Source organism: Micromonospora sp. NPDC049102, assembly GCF_043197485.1.
Taxonomy (GTDB): Bacteria; Actinomycetota; Actinomycetes; order Mycobacteriales; family Micromonosporaceae; genus Micromonospora.
This window is the reverse complement of record NZ_JBICTE010000007.1, coordinates 105,597-130,241: the sequence shown is the minus strand read 5'-3', so window position 1 is coordinate 130,241 and position 24,645 is coordinate 105,597. Positions and strand designations below refer to the sequence as shown.

Genomic DNA, 24,645 nt, shown 5'->3' with positions numbered 1-24,645 from the left:
CGCCGGTTCACCTCGACGAAACATTGTCGTGTTGGCCCCGACACTAAATTGCGCGTGTCGATGTGTCCATACCTTCCGGTCGCCCGGCACGAACTTTCGTCGATCTGATCGAAAGTCGGCGGGTCAGGCGCGCCGGTCGATGGCCTGCGCGGCCAACGCGACGAGCGCGCTCCGGGCCTCCTCGCCCACCGCCGCGCTCCGCAACGCGGTCAACGCCGCCTCGGTGCGTACCCGGATCATCTGCTCGATCCGCTCGCGGGCGCCGGTGGCCTGGATGATCTCGCGCAGGTCACCGGCACCCTCGGCGTCCAACGTGGGGTTGCCGAACAGTTCCTTCAGCCGCGCGGTCTGCGACCGGTCCGCGGCGCTGCGGGCCAGCGCCATCATCACCGTGGGCTTGCCCTCGCGCAGGTCGTCCAGGATCGACTTGCCGGTGACCACCGGATCACCGAACACACCCAACACGTCGTCGCGGAGCTGGAACGCGTCCCCCAACGGATCGCCGAACTCGCCGAGAGCCGCGATCAACTCCGGTCCCGCGCCGGCCAGCGCCGCGCCGATCTGCAACGGTCGGGTGACCGTGTACCGGGCCGCCTTCATCCGTATCACGGTGAGGGCGCTGGCCACCGAACCGTCGCCCACGCCGGAGACCAGGTCCAGGTACTCCCCCGCGATCACCTCGGTACGCATCAGCGCGAACACGGCGTAGCCCCGGTGCACCTGCTCGGTCTGCAACCCGCACTCGTGGAACATCTGATCCGACCAGGCCGCGCAGAGATCGCCACAGAGCAGCGCGGTGTTGCGCCCGTACGCCTCGGGGTCGCCGCGCCACGACGAGCGGGCGTGCAGGTCGGCGAAGAGGCGGTGCACCGACGGCTCACCCCGGCGGCGGTCACTGCCGTCCAGGATGTCGTCGTGGATCAGCGCGAACGCGTGGAACAGTTCCAACGCCGCCGCGGCCACCACGATCGGGGTGCCGTCGGACGCCCCGGCGCCACGCCAGCCCCAGTAGCAGAACAGCGGACGCAGCCGCTTCCCGCCGGCCAGCACGAATCGTTGCAGCGCGGTGAACACGCCGCGCGGCGCGCCGTCGGGCCAGTCCGGACCCTGCCGGTCGAGGAACGCGGCCAGCTCCGCGTCGAAGCGCGCCCGCAGACCGTTGGTGTCGGTGGGCGCGACGGTGACGGTCACGTCCGATCTCCCGGACCCTGCGCACCGGCGGCGCTTAACCCGGCCAGCTCCAGTAACAGCCCCTTGACCTCGGTGGCCGCGATTCGGTCCCGGGCGGCCAACGGGTCGGAGCAGAGCAGCACCGGGGCGTCCGCCGGATCGCTGGGCAGCCGCCCGTGCGAGCCACGGATGGCCCGGGCGCCGGCGTCCAGTCCGACGGCGCTCATCAGGTAGCGCATGCCGAGCTTCTTGCGGGCCAGCGCCACGCCGGCACGAGCCTTGGCGGCACCGGGATTGGCCGGGTCGAAGAACAGCTCCGCCGGGTCGTACCCCGGCTTGCGGTGGATCTCGACCAGCCGGGCGAAGTCGGGTGCGTTGGCGTCGTCGAGCCAGTAGTAGTAGGTGAACCAGGAGTCCGGCTCGGCCACCAGCACCAGCTCACCGGCGCGCGGATGGTCCAGCCCGTGCGCGGCCTTGCCGTCGGCGTCGAGCACCTCGGCCACGCCGGGCAGCCCCGCGCAGAGCTTCGCCACCGCCGGCACGTCGGCCGGGTCCTTGACGTAGACGTGCGCGACCTGGTGGTCGGCGACGGCGAACGCCTTGGACGTCCACGGGTCGAGGTACTCCATGCCGGCCTGGGTGTGCACCCGCAGCAGCCCCTCGGCGCGCAGCAGCCGGTTGACGTCGACCGGCCGGGACACGTCGGTGATGCCGTACTCCGAGAGCACCACCACCGTCGCGTCGCGGGCCCGGGCGGCGTCCAGCAGTGGGCCGAGGACGGCGTCCAGCTCGGCGGCGGCGGCAGCGGCCTCGGCCGACGAGGGACCGAAGCGTTGCAGGTCGTAGTCCAGGTGCGGCACGTAGACCAGGGTCAGGTCGGGCGACACGTCGGCCAGGATCTGCTCGGCGGCCTGGCAGATCCACTTCGACGACGGCAGCCCGGCGGTCGGCCCCCAGTAGGTGAACAGCGGGAACGTGCCCAGCCGCCCGGTGAGCGCGTCGTGCAGCTCCGGCGGGTCGGTGTAGCAGTCCGGCTCCTTGCGCCCGTCGGCGTAGTAGACCGGGCGGGGCGTGACGGTCCAGTTGACGTCCGCGCCCATGGCGTACCACCAGCAGACGTTGGCCACGGTGTAGCCCGGCTCGGCCCGTCGGGCCGCGTGCCACAGCTTGTCCCCGCCGACAAGCGCGTTGTGCTGCCGCCACAGCAGCACCTCGCCCAGATCGCGGAAGTACCACCCGTTGCCGACGATGCCGTGCCCGCTGGGCTGCTCGCCGGTGAGGAAGGTGGACTGCACCGAGCAGGTCACCGCGGGCAGCACCGTACCCAGCTCGGCCCGGAAGCCACCGTCGGCGACGCCGCGCAGTCGAGGCATGTGCTTCAGCAGTCGTGGGGTCAACCCCACCACGTCGAGGACCACCAGTCGCCGGCTCATCGCGTCACCCCCATGCTCACGTTTCGGTTGGTGGTCAGCCCGAGGCCGACCAGTTCGTCGCGGGCGAAGGCCAGCTCGGCGGCGATGCCGGCGGCCAGCTCCGCGTCGGTGCCGGGCCGCCGGGCGGCCGGCAGAACACCCCAGGTGTACGTCTCGACGTCGAGGTGGTCGCAACCGGCGACCGGCCCGTCGAAGAGCGCTCTCAGGGCTGCGCGGAGAACCGGCAGGGTCGAACCGAGCGGCTCCTCGGGCGGGGCGTGCAGTGGCACGTGGTAGTGCACCCGCCACGGGCCGGGAAGCTGCCGGTCCAGCGCCTCGTCGAGGTCGTCGGCGGCGTACGCCGCGTCGGCCGGGTCGGCCCGGCCCGCGCACCCGGCGCCGCGGGTCTGGTGCAGGAAGCGCGGCTCCACCCAGCGGCGCAGCGCGTCGGCTCCACCGGCCGGGTCGGCAGCCTCGACGGCGGCGGAGACCTGCACCTTCACCACCGGCAGTCCGGCGGCCCGCAGTCGGTCCAGCGCCGCGGCCGGCTCCTCCCAGGCGCACGCCAGGTGTGCGAGGTCGAGGCAGACGCCGAGCCGGTCGGTGTCCATGCCGGACAGCAGCGCGGCAGCCTGCCCGGTGCTCTCCACCACGCAGCCGGGCTCCGGCTCGAACGCCACCCGCACCTCGCGGCCGGTGTCGCGCTGCACGGCCGCCAGACCGGCGGCGAGCTGGTCGAGCCGCCGCCGTGCGGCGTCGGCCATGTCGCGGTCCCACGGGTGCCGCCAGGCCAGCGGAAGGGTGGAGATCGACCCCCGGGCCGCGTCGTCGGGCAGCAGGTCCGCGAGCACCCGGGCCAGATCCAGGGTGTACGTCAACCGCTGCTCGGTGGTCCAGTCCGGGTGGTACACGTCCTGCTTGACCACGGGAGCCTGGAAGGCCGCGTACGGGAAGCCGTTGAGGGTGACCACCTCCAGACCCCGCGCGTCGAGTTCGACGCGCAGCCGGCGGCGCAGCGTCTCATCGGCGGCCAGTTCGGCGGCGACCGGGGCGGCCAGCCACAGGCCCAGCCCGAGCAGGTCGCTGCCGAGCGCCTGACGCACCGGCACCGCGTAGGTGTCCAGTTGGGCGAGGATGCCGGCCAGGTCCTCGGCGGGGTGCACGTTGGTGCAGTAGCCGAGGTGGACGGTCTCGCCGCCGGCATGTCGCAGCCGCATCAGCTGGCCCCGCGCAGGATCGAGTTGCCGGTCTGCGGGTCCACGGCGGCCGGGTCCTCCACGTCGCTGAGGTCGAGTCGCCCCGACTGCCCGTAGAACTCGACCGGGTTGCGCCACAGCACCTTGTCGACGTCGTCGTCGCCGAATCCGGCCTCCAGCATCGCCTCGCCGGTGGCCCGGGTCAGCAGCGGGTCGGAGCGCCCCCAGTCGGCGGCCGAGTTGACCAGCATCCGTTCCGTGCCGTACTCGCGCAGCAGCTCGACCATCCGCGACGGCGTCATCTTGGTGTCCGGGTAGATGGAGAAGCCGAGCCAGCAGCCGCTGTCCTTGACGAGCTTGACGGTCACCTCGTTGAGGTGGTCGACGACCACTCGGCCGGCGTCGATGCCGGATTCGGCGACCACGGCGAGGGTCCGCTCGCAGCCGCGCGCCTTGTCCCGGTGCGGGGTGTGCACCAGCGCCGGCAGGTCGTACGCCACGGCGAGGGCGAGCTGCGCCGCGAACGCCTCGTCCTCCTCTGGCGTCATCGAGTCGTAGCCGATCTCCCCGACCGCCACGACCGCGTCCTTGTCCAGGTAACGGGGCAACAGATCGAGCACCGGCCGGCAGCGCGGGTCGTTGGCTTCCTTGGGGTTCAGCGCGATCGTGGCGAAGTGGCGCACCCCGAACTGCCCGGCCCGGAACGGCTCCCAGCCGATCAGCGAGTCGAAGTAGTCGACGAACGACGCGGCGCTGGTACGCGGCTGCCCCAGCCAGAACGCCGGCTCGACCACCGCGCGTACGCCGGCGCCTGCCATCCGTTCGTAGTCGTCGGTGGTGCGCGAGGTCATGTGGATGTGAGGGTCGAAGATGCGCATTCACGCCTCCCGGGGCAGTGCGGCGGTGAGCCGGTGGAGCAGGTCGGTGGCGTCGGCGGGCAGGTCCCGGCCGGCGGCGTGCCGTTCGGCGGCGAGCGCGGCGAGCATCGCGGCCAGCTCGCCGTCGGCCCGAGCGTCCAGGTCGGCCACCGCGGCGAGGGGCACCCCGCTGAACACGCACTTGAGCACCGCCTGCCGCCACGCGGCCGCGTCGAGGTGCCGGGCGTACGGGCCGAGCGCGGCGGCGACCAGCCGGGTGTCGTTGGTCCGGATCGCGTCGTGCAGCAGGGGAACCGCCTCGGGGCCGATCGGCAGCAACGGCAGAGCCCGCAACACGGCCCGCCGTTCGGCGGCGTCGCCGTGCTGGTAGAGGCTCCCGGCATACGCGGCGTGTTCACCGGGCAGGCTGGTCAGCAGCAGCACCCGGGCCGCGTCGTCGGCCGTCCAGCCGGGTGCGTCGGGCAGCGCGCCGCGACCGCAGCGCCGCCCGGCGGAGGGGAAGAGCCGGGTGATCGCGGTGGGCTCGGCCGCGACCCGGCGCAGCGCCGTGTCCAGCCAGTCGGGATCGGGTACGCCTCGCAGCGCGGCCCGCAGTGAATCCGGTGTCATCCCGTCTCCTCCCCTTGTACTGCTGTGCTGCTGTGCTGCTGTGCTGCCGTCGGTGCCGTGCTGCTGCACCGCCCGGGTGCTGCGCTGCTCGGCCGGCACCCCAGGCACGTCCTTTGCTCTGCTTCACTCCAGGAGACGGCCGGTGTTCGAATATCGGACGGTCGCTGTTTCCTCCGTTGAAGCAGAGCAAAGGACGTCAGCGGGGACCTCGCCCCCGGTGGGCCGGGCACCGGCCGTAGCGGCGGCCGAGGCGGCTGCGGTGGCTGCGGTGGCTGCGGCGGCCCGCAGGAACTCGATCGACCGGGCGGCCACGGCGGGCGCGGCGTGCGAGTCGCGGGGTAGTTCCACCGCGACCAGGCCGCGGTAGCCGGCGTCCGCCAGGGCGGCCAGCACCGACGGGAAGTCGATCTCGCCGGTGCCGAACTCCAGGTGCTCGTGCACACCCCGGCGCATGTCGTCGATCTGCACGTTGACCAGGTGCTCGGCCACCTCGGCGACGCACTGCGGCACCGGCCACGGCTCCAGGCACCGGCAGTGTCCGATGTCGAGGGTGATGCCGAGGCGGGTCGGTCCGCCGAGCGCCGCGTGCAGTCGACGCCAGTCGGCGATGTCCTGCACCAGCATTCCCGGCTCCGGTTCGAAGCCGAGGGTCACGCCCGCGCTGTCGGCGGCGTCGACAACTGTGGCGCAGCCGGCCACGAGCCGGTCCCACGCACACTGCGGCGTTACCGTGTCCGGCCGGACACCGGCCCAGAAGGAGACCGCCTCCGCGCCCAGGTCGGCACCGATCCGCACCGCCCGGCGCAGGAACTCGATCCGCCGGGTGGGGTCGTCGTGCAGCAGCGTCGGAGCGTGCTTGTGCCACGGGTCGAGCAGGTAGCGGGCCCCGGTCTCGATCACCACCCCGAGACCCAGCTCGGACAACCGTCGACCGACCGCGGCGATCCGGCGGGTGAGCCCGGGCACGAACGGGTCCAGGTGATCATGGTCCAGGGTGAGCGCCACCCCGTCGTAGCCGAGGTCGGCGATGACGGCGAGCGCGTCGTCGAGCCGGTGGTTGGCGAAGCCGTTCGTGCCGTACCCGAGGCGCAGCGTCGTCGCGTCGTCCGGCGCGGATCGGGGCCGGGGCACCGTCATGTCGGGGAGACCTTCCGGGCCAGCCGGCGGCCCAGTGGCGCGGCCGCCGCGACGGCCAGCCCGAGCAGGCCGGCGCCGCCACGGGCGGTGAGCGCTCCCTGGAGTGCGGGCAGGCCGGTGATCCCGGCGCCCACCGCCGCGCGGACCTTCCCGGCCGACGGATCACGGACCACCTCCACCTGGGCCGCGCCGTAGCGGGCGGCGTACCACCCGGCCAGCACGGCGGGCAGCGCGGCGGCGATACCAGCGCGCCCGGGTACGGCGACGGCGGCGCTCGCGGCGACCATGGCGGTGCCGGCCAGCGTACGCATCGGCAGGGTGGCGTCCGCGCCGCTGACCTCACGACGGGACAGTGCGGTGACCGTCCAGGTGTGGGCCGCGACGGTGGCCGCCGAGGGCAGCGCCCGCACCAGCCGGCCGTCGGATGCGCCCAGCAGCACGTCCAGCCCTCGGCAGGCGGCCATCACGGCGGGACCGGCGGCGGTGTTCTTGGCCAGCAGGTCGTACCCCCAGATGCTGGCGGCCAGCGGCACCGCGAGCGCGGCGGCGCGGCGACCGCCCACGACGGCGGCCAGGCCCACGCCGGCGGCGGTGAGGCCGGCGGCGAGACCCAGCGCGGCGGTCGGGGTGACCCGGCCGCTGGGGATCGGCCGTTCGGGGCGTTCGACGGCGTCGAGCCGCCGGTCGGCCCAGTCGTTGGCGGCCATGCCGGCCCAGTAGAGCAGGACCGACGCGCCCGCGAGGGCGGGGGTACGCGGACCGAGCGCACCGGCCGCCGCCGCCCCGGCCACCACGTCACCGGGGACCGAGAGCGCGGCCGGCGCCCGGAGCAGCTCGGCCAGGTCAGCCAGCGTTGTCATGGTCACCGTCCCGGCCGGCGTGCAGTCGCTGCGTGAAGTCGGTCAGCCGGGCCCACTGCTCGGCCAGCGAGTGGGTTGGCGTGCCGAGCGGGTCCTTGAAGAAGAAACCCAGGTCGGCCAGCGGTCCGACGTGCCCGGCGGCGTGCGCGGCAGCGGTGAGCCGGGCCAGGTCGAGCACGAGCGGCGCGGCCAGCGCCGAATCGCAGCCGTGCCAGGTGAACTCCATCCGCATGCCGGTACCGAGGAAACCGGCGAAGGTGATCAGATCCCAGGCGGTCTTGAAGTCGCCCAGTTCCTCGACGTACTCGATGCGGGTGTTGCCCTGCGGGACGTAGCCCAGCGTCTCACCGAGCACCCGCTGCTTGCTCTGCACCTTTGCCGCGTTGGCGGCCGGGTCGGCGAGGGTTGCGCCGTCGCCGCCACCGAGCAGGTTCATCCCGGACCACGAGCGTACGGCGAGGTTGCGCATCGCGAACATCGGCGCGAGCACCGACTTGACCAGGGTCTCACCGGTCTTGCCGTCGTGCCCGGCGTACGGCAGGCGGCGCTCCTCGGCCAACGCGGCCAGCGCCGGCAGCCGCAGTCCGGTGGACGGCGTGAAGTCGACGTAGGGGCAGTCGGCGAGCAGGGCGGCGTACGCGTACAGGGAGCTGGGTGGCAGCACCTCGTCCGGTCCGTCGAGGGCGGCGCGCAGCGCGGCCGGGTCGGCGTGCCCCGGATGCGGTCGAGGCGCGGCCTCGGTGGCGGACACGTTGACCACCACCACGCGGTCCAGCCGATGGCGCGTACGGAAGGCGGTGAGGTCGTCCACGACTGTCGCGACCCGGTCGGCCTGGGCGGCGCCGACCGGGGCCGGGCGCAGGTCCTGCTCGACGGCTGCCAGCTCGTCGCGGAGCGCGGCCACCAGGCGGCCGGGTATCACACCGGTGTCGGCGAGTGCCTCCGCCCGCTTGCTCAACGGCGTGGTGGCCACGTCGTGCCCACCGAAGACCAGGTCCGCGAAGGGCGGCAGGGCGGGGCCGCGCAGGTCCGGCAGCTCGGTGACGCAGCCGGTCGGCCCGGCCAGGCCGGCTCGCAGCGCGAGCCCCCCGACGATGCTGGTGGTCGCGACGGAACCCCGCGCTCCTACCAGCCAGACACCTGTTCGCATGGTGCTCCTTCCCCATTCACGAGGAACCGTCGGTACCGCTAAATATAGGAATATCAGAATATGTTTCGGAAAGATACGGCCCGGTTTCGGAAAGGTTTCGGACCAGGTGGATGGGCCCCGCCCGCCCGACCCGTACCGGTGGGACACCGGTTCCGGCGTCGGCGTCGGCGGCGACGACGACGGGCCGGCTCCCGGCACGGGTACGGGCAGACGGGGCTGGTAGGCAGGGTCGGTCGGCGTCTCGACCCTGCCTCCCCCGCATCCGCCGGTCAGGGCGTTGGCATGCCCCGACCGGACGTCTCAGGTTGCCGCGCCCACCGGATCGTCGACCGACGTACGATCCGCCGGAGAGCGGCGGACGCCAGTGGCGCGGGTGGGGGCAGCGGCGGGCGATGTCATCGGGACCTCCGAATCGCCAGGGGGTGGTGGCGGTCCTCCGGTGCGGCCGGGGAATCCCGGTCCGGTCGCACCGGACGACCGTCCTGCTCGTGCGCCACCGGGCCCGAAAGGGGCCCGGCTGCACACTCTCCGGAGCCGACCTCGTCCCGGCCGCGGGGCGCAAACCGCGGCCGGTCCCTCGCCGGTCGGCTCCGGAAAGCCAATCGGGCGACGGCGGTGCGAGCACCGCCGTCGCGGATGGTCAGGGGGTCAGACGGCGACCACGGTCAGCGCCGGTTCCACGTCGGTCCACGAGGAGCCGGTCTCCGCCGAGCGGGTGACCGCGTCCAGCACGAGCTGGACCTGCAACGCGTCGGCGAACGAGGGCGCCGGGTCGGTGCCGGTGGCGATCGCCTCGATGAGATCGCGCATCTGGTGGGTGAAGGAGTGCTCGTAGCCGATGATGTGGCCCGGCGGCCACCACGCCGACATGTACGGGTGGTCGCTCTCGGTCACCAGGATTCGACTGAAGCCCTGCTCCAGCGTCGGCCGGGTGGCGTCGTAGAACTCCAACTCGTTGAGGCGCTCCAGGTCGAAGACCACGCTGCCCAGCGAGCCGTTGATCTCGACACGCAGGGCGTTCTTGCGACCGGTGGCGAAACGGCTCGCCTCGTACGTGGCGAGAGCGCCGCCGTCGAGCCGGGCCACGAAGACCGCGGCGTCGTCGACGGTGACCGCGCCGGTGGCCGGGCCGTCGCCGTCGGCCGACTCGCCGTCGACAGTGGCCGCCAACCCGCTCGACTCGGACGGCAACGGGCGCTCCTTGACGAACGTCTCGGTGATCGCGCTGACACCGGTGATCTGCTGGCCGACGACGAACTGCGTCAGGTCGATGATGTGCGCACCGATGTCACCGAGCGCGCCGGAGCCCGCCCTGTCCTTCTGCAACCGCCAGACCAGCGGGAACTGCGGGTCCACGATCCAGTCCTGCAGGTACGTCGCTCGGACGTGTCGTATCACCCCGAGTCGTCCGTCGGCGACCATCTGGCGCATCATCGTGACCGCGGGGACCCGGCGGTAGTTGAACCCGCACATCGACCGCACCCCGGCGGCGCGGGCGGTGTCCGCCGCAGCGGTCATCGCCCGTGCCTCGGCCACCGTGTTGGCCAGCGGCTTCTCGCACAGGACGTGCTTGCCGGCGGCCAACGCGGCGAGGGCGATCTCGGCGTGACTGTCGCCCGGGGTGCAGACATCGACCACGTCGATGTCGTCCCGGTTGACCAGGTCGCGCCAGTCCGTCGTGTACGCGTCCCAGCCGAGCCGGTCAGCGGCGTCGGACACCGCTGTGGTGTCCCGGCCGCAGATCAGCGCCATTCGGGCCCGCGCCGGCAGGTCGTACACGCGGTTCACGGTGCGCCACGCCTGTGAGTGCGCGGCGCCCATGAACGCGTAACCGACCATGCCGATCCGCAGTTCTCTGTCTGTCGTGGACAAGGTGGGTCTCCCCCCGGTATGTCAGAACCCGAGCTTGTCGTAGCTGCTCGCGTTCTCCTTGGTGATCGTCTCGGAGGCGAGGGTCACTTCCTTGGGCACCTGCAGCTCCGTCAGGTCGCCCAGGCCCCGACCCTGCGCGATGAGCCGCGCGAGCGAGATCGCCGAGGACGCCATCGACGGGTTGTAGGTGACCGTCGCCTTGAGCACCGAGTTGTCGGCCTTGATCGCGTCGATCGCGAGCTTGGAGCCCGCGCCGCCGACCATGAAGAACTCGGACCGGTTGGCCTGCTTGACGGCCGCGAGCACACCGATGCCCTGGTCGTCGTCGTGGTTCCAGATCGCGTCGATCTTCGGCAGCGCCTGGAGCAGCTGGGCCGCCTCGCGCTGGCCGCTGTCCGAGGTGAACTCGGCCGAGCGCCGGTTGCTCACCTTGAACCCGTACGTCGCCAGCGCGGCCTTGAAGCCCTCGCTGCGCTCGACGGTCAGCGGGATCTCCAGGCCGGCGATCTCACCGATGACCGGGTTGGCGACGCCCTTGTCCTTGAGCAGCTTGCCGATGTAGTGCCCGGCCGAAACGCCCATGCCGTAGTTGTCGCCCTTGATGACCAGCCGTGAGGCCAGCGCGTCGGGGAACGCCCGGTCGAGGTTGACGATCGGGATACCGGCCTGCATGGCCTGGAGGGCAACGGCGTTGACCTCCTTGCCGTCGTGCGGCAGCACGACGATGATGTCCGGCTTCTGGGCGATCAGGGTGCCGAGCGTGGAGCGCTGGGCCTCCGAGTTCGACCCGCCGTCGACCTCCTTGAACTCCACGTCCGAGTACGCCGCGGCCTGCGCCTTGGCGTTGGCGTGGATCGCGCCCATCCAGCCGTGGTCGGCGGCCGGGGCGGAGAAGCCGATGACGACCTTCTTGCCCGGAGCGTTGTTGCCCTCGGCGTTTCCGGCGGCCTTGGTCTGGGTGCTGGTGGCCGGGGTCTCGTTACTGGTGCAGGCGGTCAGCAGGGTGGCGGCGCCGACCGCTGCGCCACCGAAGAGCAACCGGCGGCGCGACAGGTCGCGACTGTTCTGGGTCATGAACGACCTCCTGGGAGCGGGATTTCATCTGGATGAGGGTGTGCGAGGTCCGGCCACCGTCGAAGATCTCGACGTCGCCAGGACAACGGTGCGGTGCGTCAGGTTGCGGTGGTGACCCTGTTCCGCGCGAGGAGCCGAGTGACGGACTTGAACTTGAACTGCTGGATCAGGACGGCGCCGACGATGATGCCGCCCTTGACCATGTTCTGGGCCTCGATGGAGAGGCCGTTGATGGCGAAGAGGTTCGTGATCGTGGCGAAGATGATGACGCCGAGCAGCGAGCCGACGATCGTGCCCCGGCCACCGCTGAGCAGCGTCCCGCCGATGATCGCGGCGGCGATCGCGTCCAGCTCGTACAGGTTGGCCATCGCCGCCTGGGCCGAGGTGGCCTGCGAGGTGAGCATGATGGCGGCGATGCCGCAGCAGAGACCGGAGAGCGCGTAGAGCAGCATGGTGTGCCGGCGGACGTTGATGCCGGCCAGTCGGGCCGCCTCCGGGTTACCGCCGACGGCGATGGTCCGCCGACCGAAGGTCGTCCGGTTGAGCAGGACCCATCCGGCCAGCACGACCGCGCCGAGGATGTAGACCAGGATCGGAATCCCGATGACCTTGCGGGCGGCGATGTCGTTGATGAAGGTGCTGCTCGACACCTGCGTCTGCTTGTTGGAGATCGACGCCGCCAGGCCGCGCGCGGCCACCAGCATCGCGAGGGTCGCGATGAAGGGCACCAACCTGCCGTACGAGATGAGGACGCCGTTGACCAGGCCGACGCAGATGCCGACCGCGAGGGCCGCGAAGATCATGCCGCCGGCGCCGTAGCTCTGGGTGGCCACCGTGGTGCACCAGACCCCGGCCAGCGCGACGATCGCTCCGACCGAGAGGTCGATGCCACCGCCGATGATCACGAAGGTCATGCCGACCGTGACCACGCCGACGACCGAGGCGAGTTGAAGGATCGCCAGGACGTTGTTCCAGACCCAGTTCGGGTCGCCGTACAGCTCGGGCTTGGTGATCGCGCCGACCACGATGAGCGCGGCCAGCACGCCGATCAGGCCGAGGTTGCGCTTCGCGCCGTCGCCGCCGTCGCCCCGCCACCAGGAGAGTTTGCCGGTGGATACCGCTTTATCGCTGGCCACCGCCGTCTCCGCCGGGTCCACCGGCGGCGACTGCGCCGGAAGCTGCGGGCGCTCCGGTGTCGCGGTGGGTGTGGGAGTCGCGTCGCTCATGCCGGTGCGCCTTCCATCAAGGACCCCGCCATCACGAGGTCAAGCACGGTGTTCTCGTCGAGTTCGCCGGCCGCGGCTTCGCGGACGACCCGCCCTTCCCGCATCACCAGCACCCGGTCGGCCAGGCCGAGCACCTCGGGCACCTCGCTGGAGACCAGCAGCACGCCGACGCCCTGCGCGGCCAGTGAGCGGATGACCTGGTACAGCTCAGCCCGGGCGCCCACGTCCACACCTCGGGTGGGCTCGTCGAGGAGCAGGAGCTTGGTGCCACCGAGCAGCCACCGGCCGACCACCACCTTCTGCTGGTTGCCGCCGGAGAGGGTGCGTACCGGCCGGTCGACGTCCCGGGGCCGCAGCTCCAGGGTCTCGGCGATCCGGTCGGCCTCGGCGCGTTCCGCCGCAGCGTTGGTGAAGCCCAGCCGCGCGTACCGGCCGAAGGTGGCGAGCGTGACGTTGCGGTAGATCGGCTCACCGAGCAGCAGCGCCTGACTCTTGCGCTCCTCGGGGGCCATGCCCATGCCGGCCCGTACCGCCGCGCCGACGCCGGGGCGCAGCACCTTGCCGTCCATCCGCACCGTGCCGGCCTCGGCCAGCCGGGCGCCGTAGATCGTCTCCAGCAGTTCGGAGCGGCCGGAGCCGACCAGGCCGGCGATGCCGACGATCTCCCCGGCACGCACGTTCAGCGAGACGTCGGCGAACTCGCCGGTGCGGGTCAGCCCCTCCACCTGGAGCAGATTGGCACCTGCGGTGTCGTCGGCCGGCCGGTCCGGGAAGACGTACTCGATGGTGCGGCCGGTCATCCGGCTGACCAGGTCGCGGGTCGGGGTGTCGCGCGCCGGCAGGTTCGCCGCCGTGGTCCGGCCGTCCTTGAGTACGGTGACCCGGTCGCCGATCTCGCGGATCTCCTCCATGCGGTGGGAGATGTAGATGACGGCGATGCCCTGGGCGGTCAGCTCGCGGATGATCCGGAACAGGTTGCCGACCTCGTCGTGGGCCAGCACCGCGCTCGGCTCGTCCATGATGATCAGTCGCGCCTCGTGCGACAGCGCCCGCGCCATGCTGACGATCTGCTTGCCTGCCGCCGGCAGGGAGCGGACCATCCGCCCGGGCGGGATCTCGCCGTGGCCCAACCGGCTGAGGATCTGCCGCGTGTGTCGGGCCATCCGGCCGCGCCGGACGAAGCCGAGGCTGCGGTACTCGTGCCCGAGGAACGCGTTCTCCGCGACCGACAGGTCCTCGACGAGGTCGAGTTCCTGGTAGATGGTCGCGATGCCGGCCTTCATGGCGGCCTGCGGGTTGGTGAAGGCGGCCGGTTCGCCGCGCCACTCCACGAGCCCGGAGTCCGGCTGGTGCACCCCGGCCAGCACCTTGATGAGGGTGGACTTGCCGGCGCCGTTCTGCCCCAGCAGGCAGTGCACCTCGCCGGCGCGAACCTCGAGCTGGACGCCGTCGAGGGCGCGTACACCTGGGAAGGTCTTGACCACGTCGGTGAGGCGCAGGACGACCTCGCCCGCGACGGTGTCGGGGGGAGCTTCGACCAGCGGCGCGTCGGTGTCGGCGTCGGCCGACCCGGTGGTGGCGGTCTCGTCGGACAGGGCCACGGTCTCCTCCTCGCTCACGATGCTTCCCCGAAGGCGACGTCGCTGGCGAGCACGGCCGCGCCGGCGACACCGGCCCGACCACCCAACTCGGACAGCACGACGGGCAGGTTGCCGGTGGCCAGGGGAAGCGACCGGCGGTAGACCACGCTGCGGATCTCGGCGAGCAGGATGTGCCCGAGCTGGGCCAGCCCGCCGCCGATCACGATCATCGACGGATTGGTGAAGCTGACCAGGCCGGCGAGCACGCCGCCGACCCGCCGTCCGCCGTCGCGGATGAGTTGGATGCAGGTCACGTCGCCCTCGGCGGCGCCCTCGGCGACGTCCAGGGCGGTGACCACGCCGCGCAGGATCATCCGCTCGGCCAGGGCCGGCGACACCCCGCTGCGGGCGGCGGCGGTCGCGTCCTTGGCCAGCGCGGCGCCGCTGAACAGCGCCTCCAGGCAGCCCGCGTTGCCGCACGAACACATCGGGCCGTGGGCGTCGACCTGGATGTGGCCGATGTCCCCGGCGCAGCCGTCCGTGCCGCGGTAGACCTCGCCGGTGAGGTAGATGCCGCAGCCGATCCCGGTGCCGATCTTCACGAAGAGGAAGTCGTCCACCGAGTGGGCGACCCCGCCGTGGCGTTCCCCGATGGCCATGATGTTGACGTCGTTGTCGACGACCGCCGGGCAACCGTGCTCACGGCTGAGCAGCTCGCGCACGGGAAACCGGTCCCAGCCCGGCATGATCGGCGGCGACACCGGAACGCCGTCGCGGAAGCTGACCGGCCCGGGTACGCCGATGCCCACCGCGTCCAGCCGCTCGTACGCCCCGTCGACCCGGGCCTTGTGCAGCAGTTCGTTGACCCGTTGCAGGGTCACCTTCGGGCCGCTGCGGATGTCGGCGGCCTCGGCGTAGTGGGCCACCGGTTCGAGGCGGCCGTTGACCACCTCGACGTCCATCGAACTGGCGCCCAGGTCGACGGCGGCGAAGCGCAGCTTCGGGTTCAGCTCGACGAGCGTCGAACGACGCCCGCCCCGGGAGGCGGCGAAACCGGCCTCGGCGACGTACCCCAGCGCGACCAGCCGGTCCAGCTCGGCCAGCAGGCGCGGGCGCGGCATCTGGAGCCGGTCACCCAGCTCGGCGCGGGACACGGCCCCCTCGTCGCGGAGCAACCGCAACAGTCGGACGTGCAGGGGGTCGACGGTCCGCACGCGGGGTTCACCTCTTCATCGGACTCGTTCACATCGACGCAACGCCGATGTGTTGTGTCCGACACAGTAGGAGCGTTCCTCGCCGCCTGTCCAGAGCTTCAACCGTTCCGTTCCCAACTTTTGTCCGAAGGAACAAAAGCTTAAAGTGGATCAGGAAAAGGATAACGGCGAGCCCGCGGGCGCTCGCGCGCAGTTTCATCGACCGACACGAACCCGCCCCACCAGCGGCTCTTGGCTGGCGGGGCGGGTTCGTGTCGGGTGGGGCGGCTCAGCCGCCCGTGTGCGCGGTGCCCTTCTTGCGCAGCTTGCGGTCGTCGCGCAGCTCCAGGTACGGCTCGTCGTCGACCGGGTGACCGGCCGAGATGGCCCGGCCGCGCTCCAACTCCGCGTCGAACTCGGCGCCCAGCAGGATCGCGATGTTGGTCAGCCACAGCCAGATCAAGAAGATGATCACGCCGGCCAGCGCCCCGTACGTCTTGTTGTACGAGCCGAAGTTGCTCACGTAGAAGGCGAACAGACCGGAGATCAGCAGCCAGATCACCACGGCCAGTACCCCACCGGGGCTGACCCAGCGGAAGCCGCCGTGCCGCGCGTTCGGCGAGGCCCAGTAGAGGATGGCGAACATCAGGCTGACCAGGATCAGCAGCACCGGCCACTTGGCGACGTTCCACACCGCGACCGCAGTGGAGCCGACGCCGATCGCGTCGCCGACCACCTCGGCCAACCGGCCGGTGAAGACCACGATCACCGCGCTGGCCAGCAGCAGCACCCCGATCACGGCGGTCACGCCGAGCCGGATCGGCAGTGTCTTCCAGATCGGCCGGCCCTCCGGCACGTCGTAGATGCTGTTCGAGGCGCGCATGAAGGCGCCCACGTACCCGGACGCGGACCAGAACGCGGCCACCAGACCGATGATCGCGGCGACGCTGGCCAGCCCACCGCTGCCCTGCGCCTGCTTGATCGCCTCCTCGATGATCTTCTGGATGCTGTCGTTGGGCACCGCCTGGTTGACCGTGTCCTTGACGCCCTCGGTGGCACTGGTGCCCAGCAGGCCGAGAATCGAGATCAGGACCAGCAGCCCGGGGAAGATCGACAACACGCCGTAGTAGGTGAGCGCCGCCGCCCAGTCGGTCAGGCTGTCGTCCTGGAATTCGCTGACGGTGCGGCGCAACGCCGCCTTCCAGCCACTACCGGGCAGGTCGGTGGGGCTGTCCGGGCCCGCGTCCGGCCCGACCGGCGCGTTGGCACGGTCACGCTCGCGCTGGGCGGAAGACTCGTCCGAGGCCATCGCCCCTCCTCATCGTCGGCGGTGTCACCTGCGGACATGCCCGTCGACGGGCTCGGATAACCCCTACTTGTAGAGCAACCTGCCCATCCGACGCGACGCCACGCCCAGCCCGACCGTCATCAGCACCAGCAGGTAGAGCACGTCGAGCAGCCAGAGCCAGCCGCCGACGCCCAACGTGATACCGCGGATCAGGTGCACCGCCCGGTACAGCGGGGTGACCTCGACCAGCCAGTGCAGCAGCGTCGGATAGGCCTGCGCCGGCACGAACGTGCCCGAGAAGAAGAACAGGGTGAACTGGACCGACCCCACCAGGTCGAAATCCTGCCAACTGCGCATGACCGTGGAGACCGCCATGCCGAGCCCGCCGAACGCGAACCCGACGAGCACCGCCGCCGGCAGCGCGGTGACGGCCCGGGTCACGGTGGTCAGGTCGAGCGCGACCATGACCCCGAGGAACGCGGCCGAGTATGCGCTCCCGCGCAGCATCGCCCACCCCAGCTCACCGAGGGCGATCTCGAACGGCCGTACCGGGGTGGCGATCATCCCGTCGTACAGCTTCATGTACTTCATCTTGCCGAAGAAATTGAACGTGGTCTCCGAGAGCGCCCCGGTCATCGCGGAGGAGGCCAGCATCGCCGGGGCCACGAACTCGGCGTACGACACCAGCCGCCCGTCGGGCAGCGGCAGGTCCCCGACCAGCGTCCCCACCCCCAGGCCGATCGAGAGCAGGTAGAGCAGCGGCTCCACGAAGCCGGAGAGCAGCAGCAACCAGTAGACCGACTTCAGGGCCGTGACGTTGCGCCCGACCACCGACGCCGACCGGCGGGACGCGCCCGAGACGTCGACCAGCCGGGGCAGGACCAGCGTGATCACGAGACCCCCTAGACGACGAGCTTGCGGTGGAAGGCGCGCAGCGCGAGCAGCCACCCGGCGACCGCCCAGGCGGCCAGGTAGAGCAGGTGACCGACGACCGACCACTGTGGGGCGACACCGAGCGTGGCCGCCCGGCACAGGTCGACGGCATGCCAGAGCGGCGTCGCGTACGCCAGCCACCGCAGCGCCTCGGGCAGCGACTCGACCGGGAAGAACACCCCGGCGAACAGGCTCATCGGGATGACCGCGAACCGGAACAGCATCGCCAGCCAACTGTCACCGGACACCACCGCGGCGTAGGCGAAGGTCGGCGCGGCCACGGCCAGCCCGAGCAACGCCACCACCGGCAGGGTGACCACCGCCCATGGTGAGCGCAGCGCCCCGAACAACCCGGTCACCAGCAGGAACACCGCGATCGAGGTGACCACCCGGAACAGTACGAAGGCCAGGTGCCCGGCCAGGATGTCGCCCACGCGCAGCGGCGACGCGCTCTGCGCCTGGTAACTCTTGATCCACTGGAAGTTGCTGAACACCGGCCACGTCGAGTCACCCACGGTCACCTGGAGCGCGGTCGAGGCGATCAGCCCGGGGACCAGCCAGTCGAGATAGGGCACGCCGCCGACACCCTGGTCGATGTAGCCCCCGACGCCCACACCGAAACCGAGCACGGTCAGCAGCGGCAGGAGAAACGACGAGAAGACCCGGGACCGCCAGGTGCGCCGCAGCCCCACCAGGTAGTAGCCGAACACCGCGGTCGCCGGCGCCCACGGCGCCCGCGCCCGCTCCGCCACACCCACCATGACCACCCCCGTCCCCGACCTTCCTACCCCCGGGGTACGACAAGTCGCCCGGCCACCCTACGGCGACCCCTTCGACGTGTCGCCGGGGTTTCGGCCGGCTCCGCGCGACGTGCCAGCGGCCCTCCCGCGCGATGATCCACTCCAGATCCCCGATGCGGCGGCATCCCATCGCCCGGACACCCCGACTTCGGCGATCTGGTGTGGATCACCCCCTCCGGGCGGCGCCGGACCCGAGGAAGGCGCGCCACGCGTCGGGCGGAAAGACCAGCGCCGGACCGCCCGGGTCCTTGGAGTCACGAACGGCCACGACCTCGGGCAGATTGTCCGCGACCTCCACACACGCGCCGCCGCTGCCGTTGCTGCGAGTGCTCTTGCGCCACCGAGCGCCGGTCAGCTCCATGTCTCCGCCAGTTCCTGCGCTTTTGTCGAATGGTTACTGCTGCGACAGTGCCTCATGGCCGATCAACTCAGCTTCCCGGGAAGCGGTGCGTTCCGGTCCCGCAGACACCCCGCTTTGCGGGGAGCCGAGTGGACCTTGGGACTGTGCGGGCCCAGGCCGTCGGCCCGCGCGACCGCCCAGCGACCTATCGCACACCGGCACCGAGGCCGACGAACGCGCGCCACGCCTCGGGCTCGAAGACGAGCACCGGGCCATCCGGGTCCTTCGAATCACGTACGGCCACCAGCCCCGAAAGGTTGTCGGCAACCTCCACACAGTTGCCGCCGTCCGGGCCGCTGCGACTGCTCCTGCGCCACCGAGCGCCGGTCACATCCATGTCTCCGCCACTTCTGCCATCAGATCGAGGGACTGCCCGTGCGATAGTGCCTCACCCCGAATGGACTCCCACACCTCGACCATCTGCCGGACATAGTCGGACCGGTCGATGACCTGCCCGTGGCGCTGCCCAGCGAGGTAGACCAGGTCCTCCCCCTCTGGCGACGAGGCGATGACGAAGGGTCCTCCGAGCCCAGCGTAGGCACCGGCATTGGTCGGCACTACCTGGATGCGCACCCTTGGAAATGCCGAGCCGAGTTTCACGAGGTGCTGAATCTGCTCGCGCATCACTGCCGGCCCACCGACGTCTCGGCGCAGCACATGCTCATCGATCAACGAAGTGATCAATGGCGGCCGATCCCGAGTGAGTAGGCCCTGTCGGTCCAGTCTCGTCACCACGGCACGACGGTGTCCCGGCTGATCCGCCGTTGGATGCGTTCGAACCTGCCGTCGGCCGCGAGCACGACGTCACAGCGACGTGCGAAGTCCAGGCTCGGCCGGCGCTCGGAGGTCTCCACCTTGGCGACCAGCGCACCCGAGTAGCTCAACGCTTCGGCGAGCGCCGCCTGGGACAGGCCACCGGCTGCCCGGGCCAGCCGTAGCTCCTCCGCGAAGTGCTCCAGCATGGACGAACTCTCCACGGACAACCTCCGTACATCTTCGTACCGTGCCGGGCCGACCGTCGTACGCGCTTGTCGTCGGCGCGCGAAACCTCCCACCGTGGTCGGACCATCACCAGACTGTCACGCAGCGGAACCGCTCACGGGATCGGACGGCGGGCGGAACCAAGCCGGGAGCGCCCCGTGACCCCCGATCCGGGGCGCTCCCACCCATCGAGCAGTTCGGTCCACGACCAAGGGAGGCCACGATGCCCCGCTACCGCCCGCACGTGGCAGCCCGTCCGTCGTGGCGCTGCCGGGCCTGCGGCGCGGCGTGGCCCTGCTCGCCGGCACGGCTGGCGCTGCTCGGCGAGTACCGCGAGAACCGGACCGGCCTGCTGGTCTACCTCGCGACGCTGCTCGACGAAGCGGCCGGCGACCTCCCGGACAGCGACCGACTGACCGACCGCTTCCTCAGCTGGGCCAGAGCGCGATGAGCAGCGACACACCGAGAGCGGGCGGCGGCGCGGCTGGTCAGTCGACGAGGGTGCGGCCGGTCAGGTGTAGGAAGACGTCCTCCAGGCTGCTGCGGCGGACCAGCACGTTGGCCGGCTGCAACCCCAGCGCGGCCACCTCGGCGACCGCCGCGTCGCCGTCGGGTACGTAGAGCAGGACCCGGTCGGGCAGCACCTCGACCCGCTCCCCCACCCCGTTCAGCTTGTCGGCGAACGGGGCCTGCGACTCGGCGGCGAAGCGCAGCTCGACCACCTCGCGGGTGGAGTGTCGTGCGATCAGTGCGCGGGGTGAGCCCTCGGCGACGATCCGCCCACCGTCCATCACCACCAGCCGGTCGCAGAGCTGCTCGGCCTCGTCCATGTAGTGCGTGGTGAGCACCAGCGTGACGCCCTGCTGCTTGAGCCGGAACAGTCGCTCCCAGACCAGGTGCCGGGCCTGCGGGTCGAGCCCGGTGGTCGGCTCGTCGAGCAGCACGACGTCCGGGTCGTTGACCAGGGCGCGGGCGATGGTCAGGCGACGCTTCATCCCGCCGGAGAGCGGATCGACCTTACTGTCGGCACGCTCGGTGAGCTGGACGAAGTCGAGCAGTTCGTCGGCACGGGCCCGCGCCGCCCGCCGCGAGATGCCGAAGTAGCGGGCGTAGACGGTCAGGTTCTCCCGGACGGTCAGCTCCGGGTCGAGGTTGTCGAGCTGGGGGCACACGCCGAGGCGGGCCCGGATCGCCGGCCCGTCGGCCACCGGGTCCAGGTCGAGGATGCGCAGTTCCCCGTCGCTCGGCGGCGAGGTGCAGCCGATCATGCGCATGGTGGACGACTTGCCCGCGCCGTTCGGCCCGAGGAAACCGAACGCCTCACCCGACTGCACCTCGACGTCGATGCCGTCCACGGCGGTGAAGTCACCGAATCGCTTCACCAGCCCACGAGCCCGAATCAGTGGTCGCCCGGTAGTCACCGCCCGACCCTAACCGCCGGGTCCGACACCCCTCCACGCAAATACGCCGCGGCCGACCCGCCGGGAACGAAACGCCGATCAATGCGGCACCGGATCGGCCGATCGACAGGTATCGTCCCCTTGTGTCGCCCGTCAGCTCGCCCGATGGCCCGCCGTCAGCCGCCCGAGCAGCCAACTCATCCGCCGACGGACCCGCCACCAACGCCGCCGACGAACCCGCCACGAAGGCCAGCGGCGCAGCCGCCACGAGCACCGGCGACGGACCACCCCGACCACGCCCACCGGCCGAGACCTCGTTACCGGCGAAGACCCCCGGGCCGGCCGAGGCGGCCGAGCGCGCGACCCGGGACATGGCGGCCCAGTTCGAGGACGAGAAGCCCGGGCGGGTGCTAGCCGGGCCGTCGGCTCTGCTCCTCGGCACGGTCGCGCTGGCGGTCGGCGCGCTGGCCCTCTGGCAGGTGTTCCGCCCGCTTGCACAGGGCAGCAAATATTATTTGATCATCTTCCTGGCCGGCGTGCTCCCGCTGGTCTTCCTCGCCTACCCGGCCGACCTGCCGCGCTGGGCCCGTCTGCGCAGGCCACGACAACGCGACGACGACGCCCACCGCGCCGGCCAAACCGACCGAACCGACCGCGGCGACGACACCGACCGCGCCGCCAGCACCGCCAGCACCCGGCCCACCGTCGTCGACTGGCTGCTGGTCGCCCTGACCGTGGCGGCCTGCCTCTACCCCGTCCTGCCGATCACGATCGGTACGGGTGGCGGCGGCTACAACGCGTTCCTCGATCGGCAGGGCCTGCTCGCGCCGACCGACCTGGTGCTCGGCACCGTGCTGCTGCTCCTGCTGCTGGAGGCGTGCCGACGTACGACCGGTTGGATCCTGCCGGCGGTCTGCCTGCTGTTCCTCGGGTACGGCTACTACGGCGGGTTGCTGCCGCAGTCCTGGCCGGTCGCGCACGCCGGGCTCGACTTCAGTCAACTCGTCGACGCGTTCTACAACTCCGACAGCGGCTTCTACGGCACCCCGCTGGACGTGGCCGCGTCGTACATCGTGCTGTTCACCATCTACGGGGCGGTGCTGGAGCTGTCCGGGGCGGGGCGGTTCTTCGTCGACCTGTCGGCTGCCGCGTTCCGCCGCTCCCGTACCGCCGCCGGTCGGACGGCGGTGGCCTCGGGCTTCCTGCTCGGCACGGTCTCCGGCTCCGGCGCGGCGACGACGGTGAGCATCGGCGCGGTCACCTGGCCGCTGCTGCGTCGCGCCGGCTATCCCCCGGAACGTGCCGGCGGCATGCTGGCCGCGGCGGGCGTGGGCGCGATCCTCTCCCCGCCCACCCTGGGTGCGGCGGCGTTCATCATCGCCGAGTACCTGGGCGTCTCGTACCTCGCGGTGCTGGGCTGGGCCACGGTGCCGACGGTGCTCTACTACCTGGGCATCCTGCTCTCCGTGGAGATCGACGCCCGTCGGTCCGGCGTACGACCGGTCGTGCTCGACGTCGGTTCGCCGTGGCGGTTGCTGGGCCGGTTCGGCTACCACTTCGCCTCGTTGATCGCGATCATCGTGTTCCTCGCGGTCGGTGTCTCCGCGACGAGGGCCGTGGTCTTCGCCATCGTCCTCACCGCCGCGCTGTCGTGGCTGGACCGCACGCACCGGCTCACCCCGGCCCGGCTGGCGACCGCTCTGGTCACCGGCGTACGCGGCGTCCTCGCCGTCACCGCCGTCTGCGCCGCCGCCGGCATCATCACGGCGACCACCACGAAGACCGGTCTCGGGCCGCAGGCGGCGGCGCTGCTGATCGGCGGGGCGCAGGCGGCCACCTCGGACCCGACGCTGGTCCTGGTGCTGACGGCGCTTCTCGCCGCCGTCGCCCTCAGCCTGCTGGGCCTGGCCGTGCCGGTCACCGCCTCGTTCGTGATCGGGTGGGTGATCGTCGGCCCGGCCCTGCTCGACCTGGGCGTGGCCGCGCCCGCCGCGGCGATGTTCGTCTTCTACTTCGCCGTGCTGTCCGAGGTGTCCCCGCCGACCGCGCTCGCGGCCGTGGCCGCCGCCGCCGTCACCGGGGGCCGGCTGGTGCCGACCATGTGGCAGACCCTGCGGTACGCGCTGCCGGCGTACCTGACCCCGATCGCGTTCGTCATCACCCCGACCGGGCTGGGCCTGCTCGGCATCGGCGGTGTCGGGCGGATCGCCGTCGCCGCCGTGGTCACCGCGCTCAGCGTGGCGGTACTCGCCGTCGCCGCCGGTGGCTGGCTGCCCGGTGTGGGTCCGGCCGGCGCGCCGGAGCGGGTGCTCGGCGCGCTCGGCGGGGTCACGCTGCTCTGGCTCGAACCCGTGCCCGTCGCCCTCGGCGCGGCGCTGGCCGCTGTCGCGGCGACGGGTGTGTTCCTGCGACGCCGATCCGCCGGCCGACCATCGCCCCATCCTGTTGAGGAGAGACTGTGAGACGAATCGACGTACGACTCGCGGCGGGTGTGAGCGCCCTCGCCCTCGTCCTGACGGGCGTCACCGGTTGCGGAGGGCAGCAGGGCGGCGCGGCCGAGGACGACACGGCCAGTGCGGTCACCTGCGAGGTGGCCCGGGAGACCCGCGTGGGCATCGCGACCGGCAACTCGACGGGCGTCTACTACGGCGTCGGCAACGCCCTGGCCGGGCAGCTCTCCGGTGCGACAGGCGGCAAGCTCACCGGCACCGCCGCCGAGACCGGCGCGTCGGTGCAGAACGTCGAGCAGTTGGTCGGCGGCCAGTACGACGTGGCGTTCTCGCTGTTCGACACGGCGGTCAACGCGGTCGAGGGCAAGGGCAGTTTCAACGCGCCGCAGCCGGTGCAGGCGTTGGCCCGCCTCTACGACAACTACACGCAGGTGGTGGTCCGCAAGGATGCTCAGATCACCTCGGTGGCCGGCATGCGCGGCAAGCGGATCTCCACGGGCTCCCCGAAGTCCGGCACGGAGGTGATCGCGAACCGGCTGCTGGAGGCCGCCGGACTCGACCCGGCCAAGGACGTCCGGGCGCAGCGACTCGACCTCGCCAAGACCGTCGACGGCGTCATGGACGGCAGCATCGACGGGTTCTTCTGGTCCGGTGGCCTGCCCACCACCGGCGTGACGGACCTGTTCACGACTGCCGGCGACACGGTGACGTTCGTCGATATCTCGCCGCTGCTGCCGAAGCTGACCGCGCTGAGCCCCGGCTACCAGACCGGCACGATCGGTCGGGACGTGTACCGGACGGCGACCGACACCCCGACCATCGTCGTGCCCAACGTGCTGCTGGTCCGCAAGGACCTGGACGCCAACGTCGCCTGCGCGATCACCCGGACGGTGTTCGACAAGCGCGACGTCCTGGCCCAGGCCAATCCGGCGGCCAAGGGAATCTCGCTGGAGAGGGCCCGCAGGACCCTGCCGGTGCCGCTGCACCGGGGCGCCGAGAAGGCGTTGAACGACCTCGGCGCGCGGTGACCCGGCCG

General features: G+C 71.6%; 24 protein-coding genes. 3 read left to right on the top strand and 21 right to left on the bottom strand.

Annotated features, from left to right (window positions below; translation table 11 throughout):
- Positions 1-123: 123 nt before the first annotated feature.
- The 20 genes from ACGFH9_RS10460 to ACGFH9_RS10365 all read right to left on the bottom strand — a co-directional run bounded on the left by ACGFH9_RS10460 (position 124) and on the right by ACGFH9_RS10365 (position 19,755).
- Positions 124-1,191 carry a polyprenyl synthetase family protein gene (locus ACGFH9_RS10460; protein WP_393217281.1) on the bottom strand — a complete coding sequence of 356 codons (1,068 nt, stop codon included), beginning with the start codon at positions 1,189-1,191 and terminating at the stop codon, positions 124-126.
- Positions 1,188-2,603, bottom strand: a complete 1,416-nt coding sequence (locus ACGFH9_RS10455) for an alkaline phosphatase family protein (RefSeq protein ID WP_393217280.1) — start codon at positions 2,601-2,603, stop codon at positions 1,188-1,190. The genes ACGFH9_RS10460 and ACGFH9_RS10455 overlap by 4 nt, the downstream gene beginning before the upstream one ends.
- Entirely contained in the window at positions 2,600-3,799 is a 1,200-nt protein-coding gene (gene eboE, locus ACGFH9_RS10450; protein WP_393217279.1) for a metabolite traffic protein EboE, read from the bottom strand. The genes ACGFH9_RS10455 and eboE overlap by 4 nt, the downstream gene beginning before the upstream one ends.
- Positions 3,799-4,656 carry a TatD family hydrolase gene (locus tag ACGFH9_RS10445; protein WP_393217278.1) on the bottom strand — a complete coding sequence of 286 codons (858 nt, stop codon included), beginning with the start codon at positions 4,654-4,656 and terminating at the stop codon, positions 3,799-3,801. Before ACGFH9_RS10445 ends, eboE begins: the two co-directional genes overlap by 1 nt.
- Positions 4,657-5,265 carry an EboA domain-containing protein gene (locus tag ACGFH9_RS10440; protein ID WP_393217277.1) on the bottom strand — a complete coding sequence of 203 codons (609 nt, stop codon included), beginning with the start codon at positions 5,263-5,265 and terminating at the stop codon, positions 4,657-4,659.
- 123 nt (positions 5,266-5,388) lie between these two features.
- On the bottom strand, positions 5,389-6,402 hold the full coding sequence (locus ACGFH9_RS10435) for a sugar phosphate isomerase/epimerase family protein (RefSeq protein ID WP_393217276.1): 1,014 nt from the start codon (positions 6,400-6,402) through the stop codon (positions 5,389-5,391).
- A complete protein-coding gene (locus tag ACGFH9_RS10430; RefSeq protein WP_393217275.1) occupies positions 6,399-7,262 on the bottom strand; it encodes an SCO3242 family prenyltransferase in 864 nt (287 codons plus the stop codon). The genes ACGFH9_RS10435 and ACGFH9_RS10430 overlap by 4 nt, the downstream gene beginning before the upstream one ends.
- Complete coding sequence (locus tag ACGFH9_RS10425; RefSeq protein ID WP_393217274.1) at positions 7,246-8,412, bottom strand: inositol-3-phosphate synthase; 1,167 nt, start codon at positions 8,410-8,412, stop codon at positions 7,246-7,248. Before ACGFH9_RS10425 ends, ACGFH9_RS10430 begins: the two co-directional genes overlap by 17 nt.
- Positions 8,413-9,060: 648 nt before the next feature.
- Positions 9,061-10,251: a Gfo/Idh/MocA family protein gene (locus ACGFH9_RS10420; protein ID WP_393217358.1), complete on the bottom strand. Its 1,191-nt coding sequence runs from the start codon at positions 10,249-10,251 to the stop codon at positions 9,061-9,063.
- A gap of 54 nt (positions 10,252-10,305) precedes the next feature.
- The gene (locus tag ACGFH9_RS10415) at positions 10,306-11,358 is read right to left on the bottom strand and encodes a substrate-binding domain-containing protein (RefSeq protein ID WP_393217273.1); all 1,053 of its coding nucleotides are present in this window, start codon (positions 11,356-11,358) and stop codon (positions 10,306-10,308) included.
- A gap of 98 nt (positions 11,359-11,456) precedes the next feature.
- Positions 11,457-12,584, bottom strand: coding sequence for an ABC transporter permease (locus tag ACGFH9_RS10410; RefSeq protein WP_355244271.1), 1,128 nt, complete (start codon positions 12,582-12,584; stop codon positions 11,457-11,459).
- Positions 12,581-14,125 (bottom strand): sugar ABC transporter ATP-binding protein, encoded by a 1,545-nt coding sequence (locus ACGFH9_RS10405; RefSeq protein ID WP_393217357.1) that lies wholly within the window; start codon positions 14,123-14,125, stop codon positions 12,581-12,583. Before ACGFH9_RS10405 ends, ACGFH9_RS10410 begins: the two co-directional genes overlap by 4 nt.
- Positions 14,126-14,199: 74 nt before the next feature.
- Positions 14,200-15,378, bottom strand: a complete 1,179-nt coding sequence (locus tag ACGFH9_RS10400; RefSeq protein ID WP_393217272.1) for an ROK family protein — start codon at positions 15,376-15,378, stop codon at positions 14,200-14,202.
- Positions 15,379-15,646: 268 nt separating this feature from the next.
- Positions 15,647-16,666, bottom strand: coding sequence for a YihY/virulence factor BrkB family protein (locus ACGFH9_RS10395; RefSeq protein ID WP_393217271.1), 1,020 nt, complete (start codon positions 16,664-16,666; stop codon positions 15,647-15,649).
- 63 nt (positions 16,667-16,729) lie between these two features.
- Positions 16,730-17,539, bottom strand: coding sequence for an ABC transporter permease (locus ACGFH9_RS10390; RefSeq protein WP_393217270.1), 810 nt, complete (start codon positions 17,537-17,539; stop codon positions 16,730-16,732).
- Positions 17,540-17,547: 8 nt separating this feature from the next.
- Positions 17,548-18,339, bottom strand: a complete 792-nt coding sequence (locus ACGFH9_RS10385) for an ABC transporter permease (protein WP_393217269.1) — start codon at positions 18,337-18,339, stop codon at positions 17,548-17,550.
- 205 nt (positions 18,340-18,544) lie between these two features.
- Positions 18,545-18,739 carry a DUF397 domain-containing protein gene (locus ACGFH9_RS10380; protein ID WP_393217268.1) on the bottom strand — a complete coding sequence of 65 codons (195 nt, stop codon included), beginning with the start codon at positions 18,737-18,739 and terminating at the stop codon, positions 18,545-18,547.
- A 184-nt stretch (positions 18,740-18,923) separates the two neighbouring features.
- Positions 18,924-19,115 carry a DUF397 domain-containing protein gene (locus ACGFH9_RS10375; RefSeq protein ID WP_393217267.1) on the bottom strand — a complete coding sequence of 64 codons (192 nt, stop codon included), beginning with the start codon at positions 19,113-19,115 and terminating at the stop codon, positions 18,924-18,926.
- Positions 19,106-19,513 (bottom strand): DUF5753 domain-containing protein, encoded by a 408-nt coding sequence (locus ACGFH9_RS10370; RefSeq protein ID WP_393217266.1) that lies wholly within the window; start codon positions 19,511-19,513, stop codon positions 19,106-19,108. The genes ACGFH9_RS10375 and ACGFH9_RS10370 overlap by 10 nt, the downstream gene beginning before the upstream one ends.
- On the bottom strand, positions 19,507-19,755 hold the full coding sequence (locus tag ACGFH9_RS10365) for a multiprotein-bridging factor 1 family protein (RefSeq protein WP_393217265.1): 249 nt from the start codon (positions 19,753-19,755) through the stop codon (positions 19,507-19,509). The genes ACGFH9_RS10370 and ACGFH9_RS10365 overlap by 7 nt, the downstream gene beginning before the upstream one ends.
- Before the next feature lie 227 nt (positions 19,756-19,982).
- On the opposite strand from ACGFH9_RS10365, the gene ACGFH9_RS10360 reads away from it, so the two are divergent.
- Complete coding sequence (locus ACGFH9_RS10360; RefSeq protein WP_393217264.1) at positions 19,983-20,210, top strand: flavin reductase; 228 nt, start codon at positions 19,983-19,985, stop codon at positions 20,208-20,210.
- 37 nt (positions 20,211-20,247) lie between these two features.
- Here ACGFH9_RS10360 and ACGFH9_RS10355 read toward each other — a convergent pair whose 3' ends face one another.
- Positions 20,248-21,180, bottom strand: coding sequence for an ABC transporter ATP-binding protein (locus ACGFH9_RS10355; protein ID WP_393217263.1), 933 nt, complete (start codon positions 21,178-21,180; stop codon positions 20,248-20,250).
- A 122-nt stretch (positions 21,181-21,302) separates the two neighbouring features.
- Here ACGFH9_RS10355 and ACGFH9_RS10350 point away from each other — a divergent pair, with 122 nt between their 5' ends.
- Entirely contained in the window at positions 21,303-23,621 is a 2,319-nt protein-coding gene (locus tag ACGFH9_RS10350; RefSeq protein ID WP_393217262.1) for a TRAP transporter permease, read from the top strand.
- A complete protein-coding gene (locus ACGFH9_RS10345) occupies positions 23,618-24,637 on the top strand; it encodes a TAXI family TRAP transporter solute-binding subunit (protein ID WP_393217261.1) in 1,020 nt (339 codons plus the stop codon). Before ACGFH9_RS10350 ends, ACGFH9_RS10345 begins: the two co-directional genes overlap by 4 nt.
- The last annotated feature ends 8 nt before the right edge of the window (positions 24,638-24,645 follow it).